Source organism: Serratia ureilytica, from assembly GCF_013375155.1.
GTDB classification, from domain to species: domain Bacteria; phylum Pseudomonadota; class Gammaproteobacteria; order Enterobacterales; family Enterobacteriaceae; genus Serratia; species Serratia ureilytica.
This window is the reverse complement of the sequence record NZ_JABXOF010000003.1, coordinates 313,052-334,777: the sequence shown is the minus strand read 5'-3', so window position 1 is coordinate 334,777 and position 21,726 is coordinate 313,052. Positions and strand designations below refer to the sequence as shown.

The 21,726-nt window shown below is 60.7% G+C and carries 22 protein-coding genes; 8 read left to right on the top strand and 14 right to left on the bottom strand.

Annotated features, from left to right (window positions below; genetic code table 11):
- Nucleotides 1-36: 36 nt before the first annotated feature.
- Nucleotides 37-1,341: an aminotransferase class I/II-fold pyridoxal phosphate-dependent enzyme gene (locus HWW83_RS08080; protein ID WP_176589194.1), complete on the top strand. Its 1,305-nt coding sequence runs from the start codon at nucleotides 37-39 to the stop codon at nucleotides 1,339-1,341.
- Here the strand turns inward: HWW83_RS08080 and HWW83_RS08075 are convergent.
- The 3 genes from HWW83_RS08075 to nudI form a co-directional block, all read right to left on the bottom strand.
- A complete protein-coding gene (locus HWW83_RS08075; protein WP_046687114.1) occupies nucleotides 1,338-2,324 on the bottom strand; it encodes an MsnO8 family LLM class oxidoreductase in 987 nt (328 codons plus the stop codon). The genes HWW83_RS08080 and HWW83_RS08075 overlap by 4 nt on opposite strands.
- A gap of 139 nt (nucleotides 2,325-2,463) precedes the next feature.
- Nucleotides 2,464-3,300 (bottom strand): D-alanyl-D-alanine endopeptidase, encoded by an 837-nt coding sequence (gene pbpG / locus HWW83_RS08070; protein WP_047575080.1) that lies wholly within the window; start codon nucleotides 3,298-3,300, stop codon nucleotides 2,464-2,466.
- A 93-nt stretch (nucleotides 3,301-3,393) separates the two neighbouring features.
- Entirely contained in the window at nucleotides 3,394-3,819 is a 426-nt protein-coding gene (gene nudI / locus HWW83_RS08065) for a nucleoside triphosphatase NudI (RefSeq protein WP_046687112.1), read from the bottom strand.
- 235 nt (nucleotides 3,820-4,054) lie between these two features.
- On the opposite strand from nudI, the gene HWW83_RS08060 reads away from it, so the two are divergent.
- Nucleotides 4,055-5,485: an SH3 domain-containing C40 family peptidase gene (locus HWW83_RS08060; RefSeq protein ID WP_122003863.1), complete on the top strand. Its 1,431-nt coding sequence runs from the start codon at nucleotides 4,055-4,057 to the stop codon at nucleotides 5,483-5,485.
- Nucleotides 5,486-5,553: 68 nt separating this feature from the next.
- On the opposite strand, the gene HWW83_RS08055 is transcribed toward HWW83_RS08060, so the two are convergent.
- Nucleotides 5,554-6,306, bottom strand: coding sequence for a hypothetical protein (locus HWW83_RS08055; protein WP_122003862.1), 753 nt, complete (start codon nucleotides 6,304-6,306; stop codon nucleotides 5,554-5,556).
- A 256-nt stretch (nucleotides 6,307-6,562) separates the two neighbouring features.
- Here HWW83_RS08055 and HWW83_RS08050 point away from each other — a divergent pair, with 256 nt between their 5' ends.
- Nucleotides 6,563-7,591 (top strand): transporter, encoded by a 1,029-nt coding sequence (locus HWW83_RS08050; protein WP_033643191.1) that lies wholly within the window; start codon nucleotides 6,563-6,565, stop codon nucleotides 7,589-7,591.
- Here HWW83_RS08050 and HWW83_RS08045 read toward each other — a convergent pair whose 3' ends face one another.
- The 9 genes from HWW83_RS08045 to HWW83_RS08005 all read right to left on the bottom strand — a co-directional run bounded on the left by HWW83_RS08045 (nucleotide 7,592) and on the right by HWW83_RS08005 (nucleotide 15,024).
- On the bottom strand, nucleotides 7,592-8,125 hold the full coding sequence (locus tag HWW83_RS08045) for an SRPBCC family protein (RefSeq protein WP_176589193.1): 534 nt from the start codon (nucleotides 8,123-8,125) through the stop codon (nucleotides 7,592-7,594). It abuts the gene before it with no gap.
- Nucleotides 8,126-8,128: 3 nt separating this feature from the next.
- Nucleotides 8,129-8,476: an ArsR/SmtB family transcription factor gene (locus HWW83_RS08040; protein ID WP_004938187.1), complete on the bottom strand. Its 348-nt coding sequence runs from the start codon at nucleotides 8,474-8,476 to the stop codon at nucleotides 8,129-8,131.
- An 82-nt stretch (nucleotides 8,477-8,558) separates the two neighbouring features.
- Nucleotides 8,559-9,785, bottom strand: coding sequence for a Zn-dependent hydrolase (locus HWW83_RS08035; RefSeq protein WP_176589192.1), 1,227 nt, complete (start codon nucleotides 9,783-9,785; stop codon nucleotides 8,559-8,561).
- Nucleotides 9,782-10,273 carry an L-2-amino-thiazoline-4-carboxylic acid hydrolase gene (locus HWW83_RS08030; protein ID WP_149542461.1) on the bottom strand — a complete coding sequence of 164 codons (492 nt, stop codon included), beginning with the start codon at nucleotides 10,271-10,273 and terminating at the stop codon, nucleotides 9,782-9,784. The genes HWW83_RS08035 and HWW83_RS08030 overlap by 4 nt, the downstream gene beginning before the upstream one ends.
- Nucleotides 10,274-10,291: 18 nt before the next feature.
- Nucleotides 10,292-11,401 (bottom strand): branched-chain amino acid ABC transporter substrate-binding protein, encoded by a 1,110-nt coding sequence (locus tag HWW83_RS08025; RefSeq protein ID WP_346405209.1) that lies wholly within the window; start codon nucleotides 11,399-11,401, stop codon nucleotides 10,292-10,294.
- A gap of 76 nt (nucleotides 11,402-11,477) precedes the next feature.
- Complete coding sequence (locus HWW83_RS08020) at nucleotides 11,478-12,191, bottom strand: ABC transporter ATP-binding protein (protein ID WP_033643186.1); 714 nt, start codon at nucleotides 12,189-12,191, stop codon at nucleotides 11,478-11,480.
- The gene (locus HWW83_RS08015) at nucleotides 12,184-12,954 is read right to left on the bottom strand and encodes an ABC transporter ATP-binding protein (protein ID WP_176589191.1); all 771 of its coding nucleotides are present in this window, start codon (nucleotides 12,952-12,954) and stop codon (nucleotides 12,184-12,186) included. Before HWW83_RS08015 ends, HWW83_RS08020 begins: the two co-directional genes overlap by 8 nt.
- Entirely contained in the window at nucleotides 12,951-14,063 is a 1,113-nt protein-coding gene (locus HWW83_RS08010; protein WP_033643184.1) for an ABC transporter permease subunit, read from the bottom strand. Before HWW83_RS08010 ends, HWW83_RS08015 begins: the two co-directional genes overlap by 4 nt.
- Nucleotides 14,064-14,073: 10 nt before the next feature.
- Nucleotides 14,074-15,024 (bottom strand): branched-chain amino acid ABC transporter permease, encoded by a 951-nt coding sequence (locus HWW83_RS08005; protein ID WP_046687108.1) that lies wholly within the window; start codon nucleotides 15,022-15,024, stop codon nucleotides 14,074-14,076.
- Between the two features lie 170 nt (nucleotides 15,025-15,194).
- Between HWW83_RS08005 and HWW83_RS08000 the strand changes: the two genes are divergently transcribed.
- The 4 genes from HWW83_RS08000 (at nucleotide 15,195) to HWW83_RS07985 (ending at nucleotide 19,610) form a co-directional block, all read left to right on the top strand.
- On the top strand, nucleotides 15,195-16,124 hold the full coding sequence (locus HWW83_RS08000) for a LysR substrate-binding domain-containing protein (protein WP_176589190.1): 930 nt from the start codon (nucleotides 15,195-15,197) through the stop codon (nucleotides 16,122-16,124).
- Nucleotides 16,125-16,380: 256 nt separating this feature from the next.
- Nucleotides 16,381-18,261: a potassium transporter Kup gene (locus tag HWW83_RS07995; RefSeq protein WP_176589189.1), complete on the top strand. Its 1,881-nt coding sequence runs from the start codon at nucleotides 16,381-16,383 to the stop codon at nucleotides 18,259-18,261.
- A 190-nt stretch (nucleotides 18,262-18,451) separates the two neighbouring features.
- Nucleotides 18,452-19,171: a glucosamine-6-phosphate deaminase gene (locus tag HWW83_RS07990; protein WP_033643180.1), complete on the top strand. Its 720-nt coding sequence runs from the start codon at nucleotides 18,452-18,454 to the stop codon at nucleotides 19,169-19,171.
- 118 nt (nucleotides 19,172-19,289) lie between these two features.
- Nucleotides 19,290-19,610, top strand: a complete 321-nt coding sequence (locus tag HWW83_RS07985; protein WP_089194796.1) for a cupin domain-containing protein — start codon at nucleotides 19,290-19,292, stop codon at nucleotides 19,608-19,610.
- On the opposite strand, the gene HWW83_RS07980 is transcribed toward HWW83_RS07985, so the two are convergent.
- Nucleotides 19,589-20,746, bottom strand: a complete 1,158-nt coding sequence (locus tag HWW83_RS07980) for an alpha/beta fold hydrolase (RefSeq protein ID WP_197665059.1) — start codon at nucleotides 20,744-20,746, stop codon at nucleotides 19,589-19,591. The genes HWW83_RS07985 and HWW83_RS07980 overlap by 22 nt on opposite strands.
- 64 nt (nucleotides 20,747-20,810) lie before the next feature.
- Here HWW83_RS07980 and HWW83_RS07975 point away from each other — a divergent pair, with 64 nt between their 5' ends.
- Nucleotides 20,811-21,704 carry a LysR family transcriptional regulator gene (locus HWW83_RS07975; protein WP_033643178.1) on the top strand — a complete coding sequence of 298 codons (894 nt, stop codon included), beginning with the start codon at nucleotides 20,811-20,813 and terminating at the stop codon, nucleotides 21,702-21,704.
- Nucleotides 21,705-21,726 lie beyond the last annotated feature (22 nt).

The following is a 21,726-nucleotide window of genomic DNA, read 5'->3' as shown; positions in this document are numbered from 1 at the left end:
CTAATCTTATTTGAACTAGTACAAAAGGATTTATGTATGGCTTCATTGTATGCAAAAGGCGACGGCGCTGTCCAGATTGCCGAGCAGATCGCAGCACGCATCAAAAACGGCGCGCTGCGGCCGGGCGAACTGTTGCCGCCGGTACGCCAGCTGGCGGCGGAGCTGGAGGTCAATCCGAATACCGTGGCCAGCGCATACGCCAGATTGCGCGATGCCGGCCTGGTGGCGACGCGCGGGCGGGCGGGTACGGTGGTGCTGGAGCCGCCGCTGGCGGCGGTGAGTGCGGCCTATACGCCGCGCCAGGTGCCGGCGGGGATGTGCGATCTGGCCAGCGGCAACCTGGATGCCGCTTTGCTGCCGGCACTGAGGCTTGGCGCGGCGGAGGTGTTCCCGCAGCAAAACGGCTATGACATCAGCGGCGACCTGCCGGTATTGACCGGTCTCGGGCGTGAGTGGCTCGGGCGCCAGGGCGTGGCCCTGGGGGAACCGGCGGTGTTTTCCGGCGCGTTGGACGCGATGGAAAAGGCGCTGCGCTGCCATGCCCAGCCTGGGGCGGCGGTGTGGGTGGAAGATCCCTGCTGGCCGCCGCTATTGACGCTGCTGCGTCACCTGCGCCTGCGGCCGCTGCCGCTGGCGGTGGATGAACAGGGCTGTCGGCTGCCGGAGAGTGGCACGGCCGACGCGGTGATCCTGACGCCGCGCGCCCATAATCCGACCGGCGCTTCGCTTTCAGCGCAACGTGCGCAGCAGTGGCGAGGTTTTCTGCGCGGCCATCCGCAGTGTCTGGCGATCGTCGACGATTTCTGGGGGCCGTTGTCGCAACAGCCGCTGCATCTGCCGTTCGACGGCGATCGCGGCCTGTACGTGCTGTCGCTCAGCAAGTTTCTCAGCCCGGATCTGCGCATCGCGTTGGCCTGCGGCAGCCCGACCTTGCTGCAGGCGATGCGCGCCGATCAGTACATCAGCGAACGCTGGGTCAGCCATATCTTGCAGCAGATCGCCGCCAGACTGTGGGAACAAGCCTTGCAGGAAGGGCAATTGCAGCGGGCGCAACAGGCGTATCAGGCCAGACGGGACGAGCTGGTCCAGCGGCTCAATGCGTTGAATCACACGGCGCTGGCGGTAGGTGAAGGGCTGCATCTGTGGGTGCCGGTGCGTTCGGAAACCGCCGCCGCGCAGCTGATGGCGCAGCGGGGATGGCTGGTGCAGGGCGGTGAACCTTTCCGCCTGAAGTGCGGTCCGGCGCTCCGCGTCAGCCTGGCGAACGTCACGCCGTCGCAGTTGGCGCCGCTGGCGCAGGATCTGTCCGAAGCCATGCGGGCGGCGGCGGCGATCAACTAAGCCGGCGTCAAACTCTCCTCCGCCAGTAACTGCAGCGAGGCTAACCGGGCGGCCGGTTCGGCGATCGGCGTGTCGATGATGAACTCTTCCACGCCGTACTGTTGCTGCAGCTGCGCCAGTTGCTGATGCACCTGCTGCGCGGTGCCGAGCAGAATATGGCTTTCCCGCGGCTCGATGCGGTAGTCGGTGGCGCCGGCCTGCTGCACGAAACTCTCCGCCTGCGCCAGGCTGCCGACGGTCACACTCTGCTCACCGGCAATGTGCACGCGGTATTGCCGAATGTCGGCCGCCAATGCCGCGGCCTGTTCCTCGCTGGGGGCCACGATCGCCGCCACCGCCAGCAGCGCCTTGCGGCCGCCGCTGTGTGCGGCGTAGTGCTCCAGCGCGTCGCGGATATCCTGCGGATTGCCGTTCAAATGCGCGGCGAACACGAAGGCCCAGCCGGACTCGGCCGCCAGCGTCGCGCTTTCTTTACTGGCGCCGAGCAGAAAACGCTGCGCGCCCTGCGGCGGCAGCGGTGTGGCGCTCAGGCCGGGCTCGGCGTCGTCGTTCAGATAGGCGGTCAACTGCGACAGCTGCTGAGGAAAGTCCGGCTTGCGTTGCCGATCGTGGGCCGCCTGCAGCGCCTGGGTTGCGAGCGGCAGCCCGCCGGGCGCTTTGCCCACCCCGAGATCGACGCGTCCCGGCGCCAGCGCCGCCAGCAGGTTGAAGTTTTCGGCCACCTTGTAGGCGCTGTAGTGCTGCAGCATCACGCCGCCGGAGCCGATGCGAATGCGCGTCGTCTGGCCGAGCAGGTAGCCGATCAGCACTTCCGGCGACGGGCAGGCGAGCTGCGGCGTGTTGTGGTGCTCCGCCAGCCAGAAACGCCGATACCCCCAGCGTTCCGCCCGTTGCGCCAGCTGCAGCGTGCGCGCCAGCGCCTGCGCGGCGCTTTCCCCGTCGGCGATCGGACTTTTTTCCAATATGCTCAAGGCATAAGCCATTTTTCCCGCTCCTTTCATCATCAGATATGCCTGACAAATACCATGCGGGCGGCGCGCGGCTTAATACTGATTGGCGATAGGATATTCCATTGATCCAAAACGGATTTGGATATGCGTAGAACGGTAAAGCGCCGCGATTTTACCGCTCCAGCCAGGCCTTCAGACGAATGGCGTCACGGTAGTGGCCGTAGCGCGGCTGCGCGCCAAGCAAGATCATCACCACCGGCTGCCCTTTGATGGTGGTGCGCATCACCAGGCAGTGACCGGCCTCGTCGGTAAAGCCGGTTTTCTGCAGCTGGATCTTCCAGGCCGGGTTGTTGATCAGACCGTTGGAACTGCGATAGACCAGCTGGCCGCGGCCAGGACGCACGATCTGCTGCTTGTCGGTGCTGAAGCGGCGAATCAATGGATAGCGATAGGCGTGATTGACCATTTTCAGCAGATCGCTGGCGGTGGCTACGTTGCGCGGCGTTAGCCCGGTCGGATCGTAGAAACGGGCGCGTTTCATGCCGATGGCGCGCGCTTTCTGATTCATTTTCGCCACGAAGGCCTTGCGCCCGCCGGGATAACTGCGGCTCAGCGCCGCGGCGGCGCGGTTTTCCGAAGACATCAGGGCGATGTGCAGCATGTCGCGGCGGCTGAGCACCGAGCCGATGGTCAGCCGCGAATGGGTTTTTTTCAGCAGATCGCGATCGGCGGCGGTGACTTTGAGTTGACTGCCCATGGGGCGTTTGCTGTCCAGGGCGACCATGGCGGTCATCAGCTTGGACAGAGACGCGATCGGCAGCACGCGGTTCGGTTGCTTCTGATAGAGCGTTTTTCCGGTACGCTGATTGACGACCAGCACCGATTTGGCATTCAACACCAATGGCGGCGCGGCGGCATGGGCGGGTGCCAAAACGAACAGCAGGCTGAACAGGGCGGCGGCGCCGAAGCGCCGGACGGACAGACGGAGAACAGGGAGAAATAAAAGCATAGCGACGGCAATAGTGACCCTAAGTGATTAAAAAATATCAAAAGAGTCTGCCCGGCAAATGTGAAGGAAATAGGGTGATAATCGCTCAAACTGTTACAGCAATCCCTTTTGCCGCAGCGTGAAGCGGGTGGCTTCGTTCAGATCGTAGTCCGCCAGGCGTTCGCGCGGCACCCAGGCGTAGTCGTCGAATTCATCGTTGATCGTCACGTCGCGGTTGGCGGCGTGGCAGTCGAAAATCAAGTAAATCATGTAGATTTGTTCCCGGCTGCCGTCGGCGTAGGTTTTGATGCGCACGTCGTCGCGGAAGGTCCAGGGCGTGATGCTGTCGAGGATCAGTGCGGGGCCCAGCTCTTCGCGCACTTCGCGCCGCAGCGCTTGCTCTATCCGCTCACCCGGCTCGACGCCGCCGCCGGACAGCGCCCACTGGCCGGGAAATACGCCCTTGTGCGCGGCCATTTTGCACAGCAGGAAGGCGTTATCGTTTTCAATCAGCGGGCAGACAATGATGCGTTGGCGCATGGAGGACTCCTGTCAGAAAGCAAAGCCGCAGGATAGCAGATTTGGCGGCGCAGGGCGGGAAGGTCGATCGCATTCTGTGCGGCGGCGGGAAATCCGGTCGGCGTCTGTCATGGGGTTGCCTCCGGCTTTGTTTTCTTCAACGGGAAATCAATCGCAGGTGTTATTAAGTATCAATTCGAATAATTTCGCGTCAGGATAAAGCAGGGATTTTAACCTATCATGGAGTTGATAACGTATGCCTAATGGAATAAAACCGCTGTGCCTGATGACTCTGCTGCTGCTGTCGGCCTGCCACAGCGCGCCGGTCAGCCAGCCCCCTCAAGACGCCACGGCGACAGCCCCTATCGATGCCACCAAATCGTTGTTCCCGCTGGGGAACTATTCGCAGTCTGTCGATAAATGGTTGCCGCCTGGTCCGCAGCAGCGGATGCCTGTGATGGATGCCGCCACGCAGCAACGTCATTTTTCCGCCCTCAAATCTCACTATTTTGGCATGGGGCCGAACGATGAATCCCCCTGGAATCCGCATTACATCGCTGCCGTCCTGAACCGCGAAGCGGAAAGCCACCGTGATGCCGCAATGGATAAATACCTTGGCCGTGGAAGTGTCTCCTGGGGGGAAAACTTCAGGACTCACACCGACCGCTGGAAACAGCAAGTCAGAGATAACGCGTCTACGGACATTAGCCAGGTTTATCATTCTTCGGCCCGAGGCATTGCGGTCAGGGAGACGCTGGTCAGGATCCTGCCGACGGACGATCCGGCTTATGACGACCCTCGCCTGGCTGGACAAGGTTATCCCTTTGATAATCTGCAGGATTCGTCTATCCGCCCCGGCACTCCGGTATACGTTATTACGCAAAGCCGCGATAAACGCTGGAAATACGTCATGTCGCCTACGGTGATCGGTTGGGTGCATAGCGAAGACATCGCGGCGGCGGATCAGCGGTTTGTCTCAGAATGGCTGGCGCTGGCGGGGAAAAATCTGGGGGCATTCATTAAACAGCCGGTTTCGGTGCAAACGGGCGGCCAGTTTTATTTTACGGCGCGCCACGGCACGATTCTGCCATTTTACCGTCACCGACAGGGCCTTTTTGTGGTCGCCGTGCCGGTACGCCGAGAGGATGGCCGCGCACAGATGCGCCGGGTCGTTGTCAAGAAGGGGGAATTTGCCGACATGCCGTGGAAAATGACGCCCGAACATCTTGCCGTACTGATGCGGTCAATGAGCGGCAGGCCTTATGGCTGGGGGAACTATAACTTCAATAATGACTGCTCCGCCGAACTGCGCAGTCTGTTGATGCCTTTTGGCCTCTTTCTTCCCAGAAATTCCGCCGCGCAGATACAGGCGGCCACCCGGGTGGTTGATCTTGCTCAAGCGAACACCAGTGAACGGTTGCGCTATCTCAAAGATCACGGCAAACCCTTCACCACGCTGGTTTACATTCCGGGCCATATCATGCTGTATATCGGCAATGCGCTCATTGACGGCCAGGTTGTGCCGATGACGTACCAGAATATCTGGGGGCTGCGCCCGGCAGATTCAAAGCGCCGCAGCATTATCGGCGGCGCAGTCTTTTTCCCGCTGCTGGCGACCTATCCTGAAGATGCGAGCCTGATGTCGCTGGCGGGCAAGGCGCAGTTTAAACTGGGATTTATTGAATAGCCCTTTCTTTAGCTGATAAAGCGACCGCGAATGCGGCCGCTTGTTGTGCGGCGACAAATCGAACTGCGCTAATTGCCTAGCCGGCGCTGGATAATTTTATCGTGCTCATCCGTCAGGTTAGCGTAATTCCAAATAAATAATCCGCCAAGGTTAAAGTCCAAAACCTGATCGATAAAGTAATTTAAATTCCAGTCGGTCAATCCTTTGGTCGTCAGGGCCAGAATGCATTTTTTATTTTCGGCCCCGTTCGCCAACGATTGTTTTAATGCCGGGATCACATTAGCGAGAATATCGTCATTGCTCCACATCGCTGCCGCATAACAGTAATGGATAAAGCGGTCGCATTGGTCTGATTGAATGATTTTTCTGACTTTCTCGTTGAGCTTGTTGCCATTTTCCGTATTGGGGTGGTTGTAAGAATAACCGGCAATAAAACCAAAGCTGGTCTCTTTCCCGGCCTCTTTTAGCCGTTTCATGGCTTCGATGACCCGTTCGGTGTTCATATTGCATTCGTCATCAAAATCGACGCCATCCCAGCCCCGATCGACCGTGGCCGCGACGATCCTCAACACTTCATCCTCATTGGCCGGCTTTTGCTGCGGGGAGCATCCGCCGCCGCCGTAAACCCATAGCGCCTTTCCGTTAAAGCCGGGAAGCGTATCGGGTTTGTTTTGTTTTTCCGGACTCCATCCTGGCTGGGCTGAGGTGCCTGTGGTTAATCCATCAAGGTTGGTTACCATGCCGTACATCATGACATCAAACGCTTTATGCGGTTGGCCAGCCAGAGACTGGCTCCATCCGCCCGTAATAAACTTGTTCATTGTCGTTGTCTCCTTATTGAGCGTGTTCCTTAAATGAATGTGTCTTGCATGATGGAGGGTATCAGCCGCTATATTCATTTAGCCATTGTGCGGTTGCTGAACGGGCAAGGGATGAAAACTTTTTAAAATGAAATGACGTTTTTATGACGGAAATATTAATGAGCAAGTGCGTTGAAAATCATTAACGCCGAGCGATAAAGCTTGTTATAACAGCGTGGACGATCTGGGCTAACGGCAATAGGCAGGATAAGGCGTTATGGTGCAAAGGGCAGCGGAAAAGATGCACAAGCTGGATTTTGATGATGAAGTGACCGGGCTGATCTACGGCCATGCGTTTCGCTCCGGCGAGCCGCCGGCGCGCCTGAACTCGCAGCAGGTTTGCCTGGCTTACCAAACGTTGTCGCCCGGCGACGGTTTTATCTGGCTGCACCTCAATCTCAACCACGCGGCGGCGGAGAAGTGGCTGAAAAACCATTTCGCCATTTCCGATTTTTTCTTTCACGAAATTCGCCACGGTTCCCACACTACTCGCATCGAGCGGCAGGGCGACGATCTGTTCGCCGTGCTCAACGACGTGATCTTCCACCCTGAAGACAACAACCCGGAAACGGCGACGCTGTGGCTGTATTGCCGCCGTGGGCTGGTGGTGACCGTGCGTCATAAACCGGTGCGATTGATCGAGCGGTTGCTGGGCCGCCTGACGGCGCTGCAGCTGGCGTCGTCCACCGAACTGCTGGCGCACCTGCTGGAAGAGCAGGAGGATGTGCTGGAGCAGGTGGTGCGGCAGGCCAACCAGTATGTCGATACCATCGAGGATCGTCTGCTGACGAGCCGCGTTAAACGCAACCGCGCCGAGCTGGGGCGCATGCGCCGCATGCTATTGCGCTTTCAGCGCCTGTTGGCGCCGGAGCCGGCCGCGCTGTTTCGCCTGTTGAACCGGCCGCCGAGCTGGCTGAGCCGTGAGGTGGTGCAGGATCTGCGGCAGTTTACCGAAGAGTTCACCGTGGTGTTGAACGATCTCGCCAGCCTGACCGAACGCATTCGGCTGCTGCAGGAAGAGCTGGGCGCCAAACTGATGGAGCAGAATAACCGCACGCTTTACACCCTGACGGTGATCACCGTGCTGGCGTTGCCTATCAACATCGTCGCCGGTTTTTTCGGCATGAACGTCGGAGGGATACCGCTGGCCAGCAATCACCACGGTTTTATCCTGCTGGTGTTGCTGGTCGGCAGTTTTACGCTGATCGCCGGTTATCTGGCGTTCAGGCGCAGGGACGAGTCGTAATTACAGGCGGGCGCGGTACTCTTCTTCCAGCCGGGCATGGGTGCTCCAGAACGGCTGCGGCGCCCGATCGTGCAGGCGATCCAGCAGAATATCCAGATGGGTATGCCAGCCGCCGGCGACGCTGAGCATCTCGTCGCGGTTAGCCAGGCGCCGGTGGGTGACCGTTAGCAGCACCGCGTTTCCCTGTTCCGTCAACTCGAAGGTCACTTCGGAAGGGCGCCCCTGCTCCTGTTCGGCCCAGGTAAAGCTCAGCAGGCGCGGCGGGAACAGGCAGGTGATGTGGCCGCGGTTGCTGACGCAGCCGCCATGCTGTTTGTACTTGGCCGGCGGTTGCTCGTGCTCGTCCGCCAGATCGGAGTTGCGAAACTCCAGCTCCAGCGGCGCGCCGTTTTCCAACTTCATGGCGCCGGCCGCCAGCCAGGTGGCGCGCTTGTCGGATTCGGTCAGGTAAGCCCACACTCGCTCGATGGGGCCGGGCAGCAACCGCTGGATGCGCAGCGTACCGGGTTCGATAATCATGCCGTAATCATTCATGGTTCACTCCTTGGGAGGAAGCTGTTCGGGCTGCAGCAGCGCCTGTTCGAGCGCATCCAGCCGTTCAGTCCAGAAATGTTCATAGGTTTGCAGCCAGTGCATGGCCTGCGCCATAGGCTCGGGTTCGAGCCGGCAGATATGGTTTCTTCCTTGCACGGTGCGTTGCACCAGGCCCGCATGTTCCAGTGCTTTCACGTGCTTGGAGGCGCCGGCGAACGACATCTGCAACGGCGCGGCCAGTTCGCCGATGCTGCGTTCACCGCCGGCCAGCGCGCGTAACATCGAGCGGCGGGTCGGATCGGCCAGCGCATGAAAAATGGCGTCCAGCTGTGAGGAAGATAATTCAACCATATGGTTGAATATAGATCAGGCAGGCTAATATTCAACCGTTTTGTTGAATATTTTTTGCCCCGGCGCCAAACCGGGGCGAGGATCAGGCGTCGGCGTGCGCCAGCAGGGCGTTGAGCAACACATCGGCGCCGGCGGCGGCCCAGGCGGGGGTGATATCTTCCCGCTCGTTGTGGCTGATGCCGTCCACGCAGGGAATGAAGATCATGGCGGTCGGGGCGACGCGATTAAGGTAACAGGCGTCGTGGCCGGCGCCGGAAATCATGTCGCGATGGCGATAGCCCAATGCCTGCGCGGCGTGACGCACGCTGCCAATACACCCCGGATCGAAGGCGATCGGGGGATACTGGAAGATGCGCTCGGCCCGGGCGGCCAGGCCGCCGCCGTTGACCTCGTTTACCGCCGCCAGTAGGCGCTGCTCCATCTGCGCCAGAATAGCCTCCTGCGGATGGCGGAATTCGACGCTGAAAAAGACGCGCCCCGGCACCACGTTACGCGAATTGGGGGTGATTTGCGCCATGCCCACCGTGGCGCGCGCGTCGGGCGCGAAATCCCAACCGATGCGGTTGACCGCCGTGACCAGCGCCGCAAAGCCGAGCAGGGCGTCGCGGCGCCGCTCCATCGGCGTGGTGCCGGCATGGGCGCTGAAGCCGACGACCTCCAGTTCATACCAGCGCTGCCCTTGTGCGGCGGTGACTACGCCGATGTCGAGATGCTCCGCTTCCAGAATCGGCCCCTGTTCGATGTGCAACTCGAAGGCGGCATGGATCGGCGAACCGCCCACCGGATACTCGCCGGCGTAGCCGATGCGCTCCAGCGCGTCGCCGAGGCTGACGCCGTGCTCGTCGCGGCGCGTCAGGCCGTATTCCAGGTCGAATACCCCGGCGAACACGCCCGAGGCGATCATCGCCGGCGCGAAGCGCGCGCCTTCTTCGTTGGTCCAGTTGATCACTTCAATCGGGCGTTCGGTGACGATCTGCCGATCGTTAAGGGTACGAATAACCTCTAATCCGGCCAGCACGCCGTAGATGCCGTCGAAACGGCCGCCGCGGGGCTGCGAATCACCGTGCGAGCCGGTGACGACCGGCGCCAGCTCGGGGCGAGCGCCTTCACGCCGCAGGAACATGTTGCCCATTTTGTCGACGCGTACGGTGCAACCCGCCTCCAGCGCCCAGGCGCGCAGCTGATCGCGCGCTTGCCGATCTTCTTCACTCAGCGCCAGCCGGGTGATGCCGTTATTGGCGATGGCGCCGAACTGCGCCATCGTCTGCAGGCTTTGCCACAGGCGCTCGCCGTTGACTCGATACGTCATTGATCTTCTCCCGGCGTTTTAGCGGTGTAGCGGAAATCGCAGCAGGGGGCGCCGGACATGATGGTCTGGCTGCGCTGCAGGTCGACGTCAGGGGCATAGCCAACGATAAACTGACTGTCGCGAGCGCAGGAGAGCAGGTGGCCGATCTCCCCCAGCCCCATCTCGTGATACATCTCGGCGTAGCGGCAGCGGGTGACGTTATAGTCGAAGTGCTGCGCGTCCTGATTGATCACCTCGACGCGCAGCGCATCGTCTTTTTCCCACAGGTACTGCAAGGCGGCGAAGCTGCGCAGATCCGCGCCGTTCGGTTCCTGGGCGGCGAACTTTTTGCCCGCCTCGATGGCGGCATTCTCGATGGCTTCGCCGATTACCGCCTGAGCGCGCGCCTTGCCGATTTCACGCACCAGAATCTGGTAGATCGGCTTGATGATCTCCGCCTCGATCTTTCTGCGGGCCAAAATGCCCAATTCGTTTTTTGCGCAGCTCATCGCCTTGCTCCTCTTGATTTATTGTGACTTGGCGCCGCCCAACACGGTTTGCGGCTGCCATTTGCCGTCAACCACCCGGTACAGGGTGAAGCTCGGCTGTTGCAGGTTGCCTTGCGCATCGAAGGCGATGTCGCCGGTGACGCCCTGGTAATGTATGGCGCGCAGTTTCGGCAGATAATCGGCCGGATTGGCCGAATCGGCTTGCTCAATGGCGGCGATCAGCACCCGGGTGGCGTCGTAGGCGAAGGGCGCATGCAGTTCGATGTGGGTGTGATAACGATCGCGGTAGGCTTGTTCAAACGCCTTGCCGCCCGGCATCTGTTCCAGCGGTAGCCCCGGCTCCAGCGCGACGACGCCTTCGCCTTCCCGCTGCGCCAGCGTCAGGAAGGTTTGGCTGACGAAGCCGCCGGCGCCCATCAGCTGCGCGTTCATGCCCAGCTGTTTCAGTTTGCGCGCCAGCGGCGCCGCCTGCGAATCCACGCCGCCGAAGAAGATCAGATCGGCGTTTTTACTGCGGACGGTGGTCAGTACGGCGCTGAAATCAACGGTCTTGTCATCCACATACTCACGGGTGACCGGCTGCACGCCCTGGGCCTGCAGCGATTTGATAAACTCGTCCGCCAGCCCCTGGCCGAAAGCGGTGCGATCGTCTATCACTGCGATGCGCTTGGCTTTCAGCGTCTTCACCGCATATTGCCCGGCGTAGTTGCCGCCGTCGTCGTCGTGGCCCATCACGCGAAAGCTGGTGTCAAAACCTTGCTGCGTGTAGCCGTGACCGGTCGCCACCGGCGCCACCTGAGCGATGCCGGCGTCGTGATAGATGCGCGCCGCCGGGATGCTGGTGCCGGTGTTCCAGTGGCCGACCACGCCGGCGACGCCTTCGTCGACCAAACGCTGCGCCACGGCCACGGCGGTGCGCGGGTCGGACTGATCGTCCTCGGACACCAGCTTGAAGGTGACCGGTTTGCCGTTCAGCGTCGGTTTCTGTGCGTTAGCGTCGGCGATCGCCAGCCGTGCACCGTTTTCGAGATCTTTGCCGATGCGCGCGGAAGGGCCGGTCAGCGGCCCGGCAAGACCGATCAACACGGTGTCGTCCGCCAGCGCCGGGAGGCTCAGGATCATTGTCATGGCGGCCAGCGCCAACGGCTTGATGCGAATGTTCTGCTGCATGTCATACTCCTGGTGCGGTTAAAGGTAACAACGGTTATTCACCCAAATAGATCCGTTTGATTTTTTCATCGTCCAGCATGTCGGCGGAGCGGCCGCTGTGGCTCAGGCTGCCGCTGTCCAGAACGTAGGCGCGATCGGTGGACGCCAGTGCCAGGCGGGCATTCTGCTCGACCAACAGCAGCGTGACGCCGTCACGGGCTAACTGCTTGATGACCGAGAAAATGGCCTCCACCACAATCGGCGCCAGCCCCATCGACGGTTCGTCCAAGATCAGCAGCCGCGGGCGGCTGAGCAGCGCGCGGCCCATCGCCACCATCTGTTGTTCACCGCCGGAAAGCAGCCCGGCCGGTTGATGCAGGCGCTCGCTCAGCCGTGGGAAGGTGGCGCACACGCGTTCGAAATCTTGCCGCACCGCCGATGCGTCACGCCGCGCATAGGCACCCAGCTGCAGGTTTTCTCGCACCGTCAGGCGGGTGAAAATGCCGCGTCCCTCCGGCACCATCACCAGCCCTTGCTGCAGCAAGCGGTGCGGCGGCATGCCGCGAATCGAACGGCCGTCGAACAGGATGTCGCCCTCAAACGGCTGCAGGCCGGTCAGCGCCCGCAGGCTCGAGGTTTTGCCCGCGCCATTGGCGCCGATCAGCGTCACCTGTTCGCCGGCGCTCACCGTGAAATCGATGCCTTTGACCGCATGAATGCCGCCATAAGACACTTTGAGTCGTTTAACGCTCAGCAGGGCTTCAGACATGCGCGCCGCCTCCCAGATAGGCTTGAATGACCGCCGGTTCGCGCCGCACCTGAGCCGGTTCGCCTTCGGCGATCGCTTTGCCGTAATCCAGCACCGTCAGCCGATCGCACAGACCCATCACCAGCTTGACGTCGTGTTCGATCAGCAGCAGCGTTTTGCCGCTGTCGCGGATGCGCAGCAGCAGTTCGCGCAGCGCCACTTTTTCTCTGGCGTTCATGCCGGCCGCCGGTTCGTCCAGCGCCAGCAACCGGGGCTCGGTCGCCAGCGCGCGGGCGATCTCCAGCCGCCGCTGATGGCCGTAGGCGAGATCGCCGGCGCGGTAATGGGCGAATTGGCTGATGCCGACGTACTCCAGCAGCGCATGAGATTTATCGCGCACCGCCTGTTCCTCCTCCCTGGCGCGACGGTGCCGGGCGATCGCCGCCCACAGGCCGTTGCGGGTGCGCACGTGGCAGCCGACCATCACGTTTTCCAGCACGCTCATTTCATTGAACAACCGCAGGTTTTGGAAGGTGCGGGCAATGCCGGCCTGCGCCACTTTGTCGATCGCCTGGGGCTTATAGCGCTGGCCCGCCAGGCGGAACTCGCCCGCGTCGGCGCGATACAGGCCGGTGATCAGGTTGAAGCAGGTGGTCTTACCGGCGCCGTTCGGCCCAATCAGGCCGTAGATTTCCCCCTGGCGGATGCTCATGCTGACGTCATCCACCGCCGTCAGGCCGCCGAAGCGTTTGCTGATATGGTGTAAAGCGAGCAGCGGCGTCATGCGGCGTTCCCCCGTGCGTGGCGGGCCGGCCACAGGCCCGCCGGGCGATACAGCATCACCAGGATCAGCGCCAGGCCGTAAAACAGTTGGCGGATGATTTCCGGGTCGATCAGCACCTGGCCGAACAGCGCCTGCTGCAGCGGCCCCATGCTGCTGCGCAGCAGCTCCGGCAGGGCGGCCAGCAGCAGCGCGCCCAGGATCACGCCGGGGATGTGCCCCATGCCGCCGAGCACCACCATCGCCAGTACGGCGATCGATTCCTGCAGGGTGAACGATTCCGGCGACACGAAGCCCTGAAACGCGGCGAACAGCGCGCCGGCCACGCCGCCGAAGGTGGCGCCGATGGCGAAGGCCAGCAGCTTGAAGTTGCGGGTGTTGATGCCCATCGCCCGCGCGGCGTCCTCGTCTTCGCGGATCGCCGTCCACGCGCGGCCGATGCGCGAGTTCTGCAGCCGCAGGCTGATAAACAGGATCGCCAGCAGCAGGGCGGCGAACAGGTAGTAATACAGGTACAGGCCGGAAAAACGCACGCCGAACCACTCATGCATGCCGGAAAACTTCAGGCCGAACAGGCTGACCGGATCGATGCCGGAAATGCCTTTGGGGCCGTTGGTGAGGTTGACCGGGCGGTCGAGATTGCGCATCAGAATGCGCACGATTTCGCCGAAACCGAGCGTGACGATCGCCAGATAATCGCCGCGCAGCCGCAGCGTCGGCGCGCCGAGCAGGATGCCGCACGCCGCCGCCAGCAGCGCCGCCAGCGGGATCAGACCCAGCATCGACAGGTGCAGCCCGTCGGGGAACCACTGCAGCAGCAGCGGGAATTGCTGTGTCAGATGCGGTGACGACAGCAGCGCGGCCAAATAGGCGCCGACGGCGTAAAAGGCGATAAAGCCCATGTCCAGCAACCCGGTCATGCCCACCACGATGTTCAGCCCGAGCGCCAGCATCAGGTACAGCAGGGCGAAATCGACGACCCGCACCCAGTAGTTGCCCCCGGCGGCGCCCGCCACCCAGGGCGCCAGCAGCAGCGCGAGAATGAACAGCGTCAGCCCCAGCCTGGCGCGGCGCGGCGTGGCCAGAGGAACGGGAGGAGTCAAAACGGTCATGGTGATGTCCTTATGCGCGCGTGGCGATGCGTTCGCCCAAGAGCCCGGAGGGGCGGAAGACCAGCACGGCGATCAGCACCAGAAACGCGAACACGTCCTGGTAGTTGCTGCCGAACACGCCGCCGGTCAGCTCGCCGAGATAGCCGGTGCCCAGCGATTCGAACAGGCCCAGCAGCAATCCGCCGAGCATCGCGCCGCGCAGGTTGCCGATGCCGCCAAGCACGGCAGCGGTAAACGCCTTGATGCCCGGCAGAAAGCCCATCGAGAAACCGGCGTTGCCGTAGTTGCTGGCCATCATGATGCCGGCCACCGCCGCCAGCGCGCCGCCGAGCGCGAAGGTCAGAACGATGATGCGGTCAGGACTGATGCCCATCAGGCCGGCGACCTGCGGGTTTTCCGCCGTGGCGCGCATGGCGCGGCCGAAACGGCTGTGTTCGACCAGCAGCCATAAGCCGGCCATGACCGCGACGGCCACCGCCAGCGTGACGATCGCCGTGCCGGTGATCACCGCCGGCGCATGCCCGCCGCTGCCTGCGGTCAGGGCGATGGGGGTCATTGGCAGCAGCTGCGGAAACATCAGGGGATTGCGTGACCAGATCAGCATCGCCAGGGTTTGCAGCAGCAGCGAGACGCCGATACCGCTGATCAGCGGGGCCAGGCGCGGTGCATTGCGCAACCGGCGGTAGGCGAGATGCTCGATCGCCATCGAGGTGATGGCGCAGACCGCCATGGCGAACAGGGCCGCCAGCAGCAGCGTGGCGTACGGTGGTAACGCGGGAAAGTGGTGTTGCAACAGGCTTATCGCCGACAACGCGCTCAGCGCACCGACCATCAGCACGTCGCCGTGCGCGAAATTGATGATGCGCAGGATGCCGTACACCATGGTGTAACCGAGCGCGATCAGCGCATAGATGCTGCCGAGCATCAAACCGTTGACGGTTTGCTGTACCAGCGTATCCATAGAGAGAGTCCGGAGATAATGAGTCAGGAGGGTCACAGTAGAGAATTTAAAAAAATTGTAAAATACGGAAAAATACTTTCTTATACAAAAAACGAGTGATTTTAATGCGTTGATTTTTATGTATATTGAATCCATTCCTTCAGTGTTGATTTCCCAAAAACAGTCAATATATGAAAAAAACAGAACAGTACGATGAGCCATTGCCGATGCTGCCGAACGATCCGCCGCTGCGCGCCGTGCGGGCGTTCGAAGCCATCGCGCGCCTGGGGGGCATCAGCGCGGCGGCTAACGAGCTGATGATTTCGCCTTCGGCGGTCAGTCATCAACTCAAAACGTTGGAGGCATTTTTGCAGATGCCGTTGACCGAACGGCAGGGGCGTAACCTGGTGCTGCGCAGCGAGGGGCGGGAGTATTACCGTTCGATTCGCTCGGCGTTCAACGTGCTGCGCCAGGCGACCGAACACGTGCGCGAGCAATCCGCGTCGCGGCAGGTGACCATCAGCCTGATCCCGCTGTTCGGCATGGGTTGGTTCATTCCGCGGCTGCGCGGTTTCCTGCGCGAAAATCCGGATATCGACATCAATGTGGTCTACGCCAACCACCGCAATTACCTGAGCGACGCCGCCGACCTGTCGATCCGCTTTGGGGTCGGGCAGTGGACCGGCTATCGCAGCGAGAAGCTGATGTCCGGCAAAATGGTGCCGGTGTGCAGCCGGGCATTCAGTAAACTGCATGGTTTGCTCGATACGCCGGAGCAGCTGGCGACGCTGCCGCTGCTGCACGACGAGGAGCGCAATACCTGGATGCAATGGTTTCAGCAGGCCGGCGTCAAGCGTCCGCTGCGCAGTATCGGCCCGATGTTTGAGGACGGATTGTTGACGTTGGCGGCGGTGCAGGCGGGGTTAGGGTGCGCGTTGATGCGTGAACCGTTAATCGCCCAGTACCTTGAAAGCGGTGAGTTGATCAAAATGTTCGATCTGTCGATCGACGACGGCCGCGATTATTACCTGTGCGCTCGACTGGATAGCGAGCTGTCGCAGGAAGGCGAAAATCTGCGGCAGTGGCTGCGCCGCGAAGCCGATGAGAGCCGGCTCGCGTAACGCCGGGCGGAAACAGGGGGGAGCCGGACGTTCATTTCACTTTCCCACGACGCACGCCACGCCAACAGGAAAGTAATAGGCCCTCCGGGGTGGGCGTTTTTAAACCGTTGCTCACCGGCGATGATTGCTGAAGCTTCAACGCGCGATGCTGTCACTGGCGAAGATGACGGCTATGCTTAACTTGCCGATCACGTGGCGCGACGGCCACAAAGTGACAATAATTCCCACTCTCAGCGCAACGTCAAGGAGCGAGCAGATGTCTGTCGGCAATGATACGGAAACCGTGAATAAGACGGGGCTGGCGCCGCTGGCGTTGGGCGCATTGGGCGTGGTGTTCGGCGATATCGGCACCAGCCCGCTGTACACCCTGAAAACCGTGCTGTTTCTCTCCGGCGACGCGCCTTCAGCGCCGGTGATCCTTGGCCTGCTGTCGCTGATATTCTGGACGCTGGTGATCGTCACTTCTCTCAAATACGCCATGTTCGCCATGCGCATCGGCAACCGCGGCGAGGGCGGCATCATGGCGCTGATGTCGCTGCTGGTCAGCAAGCGAAAATCCCGGCCGCTGGTGTTGTTCGCCGGCCTGTTCGGCGCCGCGCTCATTTACGGCGACGGCGCCATCACGCCGGCCATTTCGGTGCTCTCGGCCCTCGAAGGGCTGAACATCGTGCTGCCGGCGTCGCAGCCCTATATTCTGCCGGCGGCGGTGGTGATTTTGCTCAGTCTGTTCGCCATTCAGCCGGTGGGTACCGCGCGCATCGGCCGCGTGTTCGGGCCGATCATGGCGCTGTGGTTCCTGTCGATCGCTGCGTTGGGCGTGTGGGGTATCATCCAGCATCCGGCGGTTTTGCTGACGCTGAACCCGCTCTACGGCATTCACTTCCTGTTCTCCAACGGACTGACCAGCTTCCTGGTGCTGGGCGGCGTGTTTTTGTGCGTCACCGGCGCCGAAGCGCTGTATGCCGACATGGGGCATTTCGGCAAACGGCCGATTTGGCTGGCCTGGTTCGGCATCGTTTTTCCCAGCCTGTTGCTTAACTACGCCGGTCAGGCCGCGCTGATCCTGAGCGGCGCCGATGTCACGCAGAACATCTTCTTCCGTTTATGCCCGCCGGCGATGCTGATCCCGCTGGTGATCCTGGCCACGCTGGCGACGATCATCGCCAGCCAGGCGATCATCAGCGGTGCGTTTTCCATGACCCGGCAGGCGATCCAACTGGGGTGGCTGCCGCGGCTGCGGGTCAAACAAACCACCGAGGAAAGTTACGGGCAGATCTACATTGGCGCCATCAACTGGCTGCTGATGGTGGTGACGCTGTTCCTGACCGTGTTCTTTAAATCGTCGGACAATCTGGCCGCCGCCTACGGCATCGCCGTCTCGTTGACCATGATCATGACCACCGGCCTGCTGTTCGTCGCCATGCGCGAGGTGTGGCGCTGGGGGCCGATCGCCAGCCTGTTGGTGGCGGGCGGTTTCTTCGTGGTCGATTTGAGCTTCCTGACGGCCAACATGACTAAAGTGCTGCAGGGCGGTTATATCCCGCTGCTGTTGGCCGCCGCGGTCTATACCGTGATGCTGATCTGGCATCGCGGGGTGCTGGCGGCCGCGCGCACCCTCGGTGAAACTACAGTGCCGGTAGCGGATTTCCTGGAGAAAATCCGCCGCGAATCCGTGCCGCGCGTGCCGGGCACCGCGGTATTCCTGACTCGCAGCCTGCAAGGGACGCCGTCGGTGATGAAATGGCAGGTCAAGCGTAACGGTTCGCTGCACGCCAACGTGCTGGCGCTCACCATTGCCATCGTCAATGAGCCGCGGGTCTCGAATGCTGAACGGTTGGTGATGCGCGAGCTGTCGCCGGGCTTTTGGTGCGGCGTGGCCAGCTATGGCTTTATGGAGCGGCCTAACATCCCGCAGCTGTTGCAGCACGTCGAGGCGCAGAAATCCGGTCTGAACTTCGACGAGGCGACCTACTATCTCGGGCACGAGACCGTGGTGCGCCGCGAAGCGAACGACCGGTTGCCATCCTGGCAGCGCAACCTGTTCGCGCTGATGGTGCGCAACGGCATGCACGTCACGGATTATTACTACCTGCCCAGCGATCAGGTGGTGGAGATTAGCCGCCGCGTGCCGGTATAGGGCGCGAAAAAGGCATCGCCGCAATTGCGGCTTGCATCACACAACGCGGTTTGCATTTCATTCCTGGCCGCCATAACCTGACAAGAAACGGATTGTTACTGACGCGATCAGGCAAAACCTAACTTCTCTCCCGGCATCGAACATGGCCGGATGGGCGGTTAGGTTTTTTTTTTTGCAAAAGGAGAAGGGAATGAAACTTGTCGTCGCTAATGACTACCAGGAAATGAGTGAGCTGGCCGCCAGCCTGTTGTTGAGTTACATGCTGCGCCCGCAGCGCGTCAATCTGGCTATCACCGCCGGCTCGACGCCTAAACGGATGTATGAGTTGTTGGCTCCGCGCGTCAAGGGCCACGCGGAATTCGCCAACGCGCATTACTATAATTTCGATGAAATTCCTTACGCCGGCCGATCGGGCTATGGCGTCACCATGGAGAATCTGCACCGTATGTTCTTTGGCCCGGCGGCGATCCCCGAGCGGCAACTGCACGTCTTGAATTCGGACAACTACCTGCAGCACGATCGGCGTATCGCCGAAGATGGCGGGCTGGATGCGATCGTGATGGGCGTCGGGGCGGACGGGCATTTCTGCGGCAATCTGCCGGGCACCACCGCCTTCGAAGACCGCACCTGTCGGGTGCCGGTTTCCGCTAGGCCGGATCTGGCGGACATTTTGCTCAAAGAGGTGGGCGGCCGCACTGAATGGCTGCCCGATCATTACGTCACCCTGGGGCCTGCAAGCGTGATGGCCGCCAAAAAGCTGGTGCTGCTCGTCAACGGTTCGCACAAAGCGGACATTTTGCGGCGCATTGTCAGCGGGCCGGTGGAGAGCGGGGTGCCCGCCAGCATTTTGATGCTGCATCCGGACCTGTTGATTATCGCCGATCGGGAGGCCGCGGCGCTGCTGCCTTAAGCGTTCATCCGGCGCGTCTCGCCTCAGAACCAACGGTCATAACCTGCAACCAAAGCGTCTTTCCCTGCGGCGCAGAATCAGGCTAGAGTGCGTTTTTTCATGCACCTGGGGGATTCCGATGCTGTTCGATTTAAACCAGCAGGCGGCCGAACTGCCTGAGGCCTGGCGCTCTGCCGTGCTGGGCCGCGTCGGTGCGGCCAATATCAAAGTGCTGCGCATGGATGCGCGCAGCATTGCGGATGAAGTGCATGATTACAGCGAAGGGTTGCTGGTGATCAGCGGCCACCTGCGGCTGCAGGTGGCGGGGGAAGAAGTGGTGGTGCGGGCCGGTCAGCTGTATCAGGCCGCGGCCGGCGTGCCGCACCGCGTGTTGCCGGGCAGCGAAGGCACGCTGGTGATTGTCGATTTGCCGGAAGATCAAGTGCCGTCGTTGGGCTGAGGCTGCGCCAGAAATCTGACAACGCCCTGGAGAAAGCGTTGTCTGCCGGCGTTATCTCTATCGAGATGGACAAAATGTGTCGCTTCAGGAATGACCAGCTTTTCGGCTGAAGGGGCATCTTTCATGATGGCGTCAACATCCTCGGGCCGGCTCCAGAAATCCCGCTCCGAGCGAACAACCAATACGGGAACGGTTGTTAAGGCTGTTGCGGACCACTGTTTTCTGCCCATCGCCAGTTCAAAGCTGTCAGCCATTGCACCGGTCGGAGCGCGGAAGCTGTGTGGCGTTCTGCGCTGTGAGGTGTTGTCCGATGCCAGTGCGGCATCACCGTAAGCGCGTTTAACTGTTTCATCACGCCATTGTGTTTTATCCGCCACGGGAATGCTGTTATCCCAGGCGACAAACAGACTGTCTCGCGTGTTGAGGCTCCAGCCGCCAAATTTGGCGGCGTTGAAGTGCCCGGGATTTTGAGGATCGTCCAGCGGCGATCCCTGGCCCAGCAGCGGGTGGTGAGCGGTTCCGCCATAAAGCGTGTTATAGAGCACCAGCCGTTCCACATTCTGTGGATATTGGGCTGCATAAGCGCCCGCCCAGTGTCCTCCAGTCGCCCATCCCAGGATATTAATGCGGGGCGCTCGACTCCATGCCTGAATAGCCTGCACGGCGCGATCGATATCGGTTATGGCGTCCGCAGTGCGGATCAACGGCGCTGACTGGTTAGGAGGGCTGTCCATCGCGGCCGGCCGGCTGGATAACCCATATCCCCGCAGATCGAGGATATATACCCGAAAACCGGCTAACGCCAGATCTGCAGCCAAAGAGCCGCCCTTGACGGGCAAATCAAAAGAGGCCAGGCCGGGAACCCGTGCGCCATGAATCAGCAGTACAGGTTTGCCCTCAGATTTCAGGCTGACTTCCCTGACGTGCAGTTGCTCTCCGCCCGCAAGCAAAATGTATCTGTCTGTTCGATTTACCGGTGTGGGGATTTCATTTTCTTTTGATGCAGCCAGCGTTGACGACGCTGACATGATAAGGAGGGCTAGCAACGTATTTAGGTTTCGATAAGTCAGTGACAACGATCTGAGTATGTTCATTGTTATTTCTGCTCCACGAATATATACAGGAAGCATCTTCATGTGCTCCCCTTGACGTGTCTAATACTATTGTGGCGCTTTCTTAATATATTTTAGGTATCACGACATGCTTACTCTGCGTCAGCTCCGCCAATTTCTTGTGGTTGCGGAAACAATGAATGTCCGGAAAGCGGCCGAGCGTTTGCATATGGCTCAACCCCCGCTGACAAAAGCGATCCGTCAAATGGAAGAGGTTTTGGGCACCCGGCTTTTTGAGCGAACCAATCGAATAACGGCATTGACTCCCGCAGGGGCAGTGTTGCAGAAGGAAGCGGTTACGACGCTCATGCAGATGGAACGGTCGATGTTACTGACACGACGCGCTGGCCAGGGAATGACGGGGGCTTTGCGCATCGGTTTTGTCGCTTCCGCCGTCAGACATCTGCTTCCCGAAATGGTCGCCCGTTTTCACTTTTCCTGTCCGCAGGTTGTTCTTGAATTGAAAGAAATGACGACGGCGCGACAGGTTGCGAGCCTTTTGGAAGACACGATTGATATTGGCATTGCGGTTTTACCTGTTCCTGAATACGCCATACCGAAACTGTCTTGCCATCCATTTTTTAGCTGCCCGCTGATTGCCGTTTTGCCGAGTAAACATCCTGCCGGAACAAGCGGCGTTCTTTCGCTTTCTGCCCTGGCCAGGGAGCCGTGGGTATTGTTTCCTGAGCAAGAAGGGCCAGGTCTCTATCGCGCTATCATTGAGGCCTGCGAAAAGGCAGGATTTGCTCCTGAGGTTGTTCAGCGAGCCGTACAGATGGAAACGATAGTCGGCCTTGTTGCTTCGGGATTAGGAGTCAGTCTGGTCCCTGAATTCATGCAAAAAAGCGGCTGGGCAAACGTTTCTTTTTGTCGGCTTAGTGGAGAACAGATCCCGTATCAGGTTGCTCTGATTCACAAGGCGGAAAATATCAATCCCCACGTCGCGGATTTTGTCAAAAACGCAGTTCCTCCACAGCCATAGGTAAAACGCGCCTGAGTTTGAA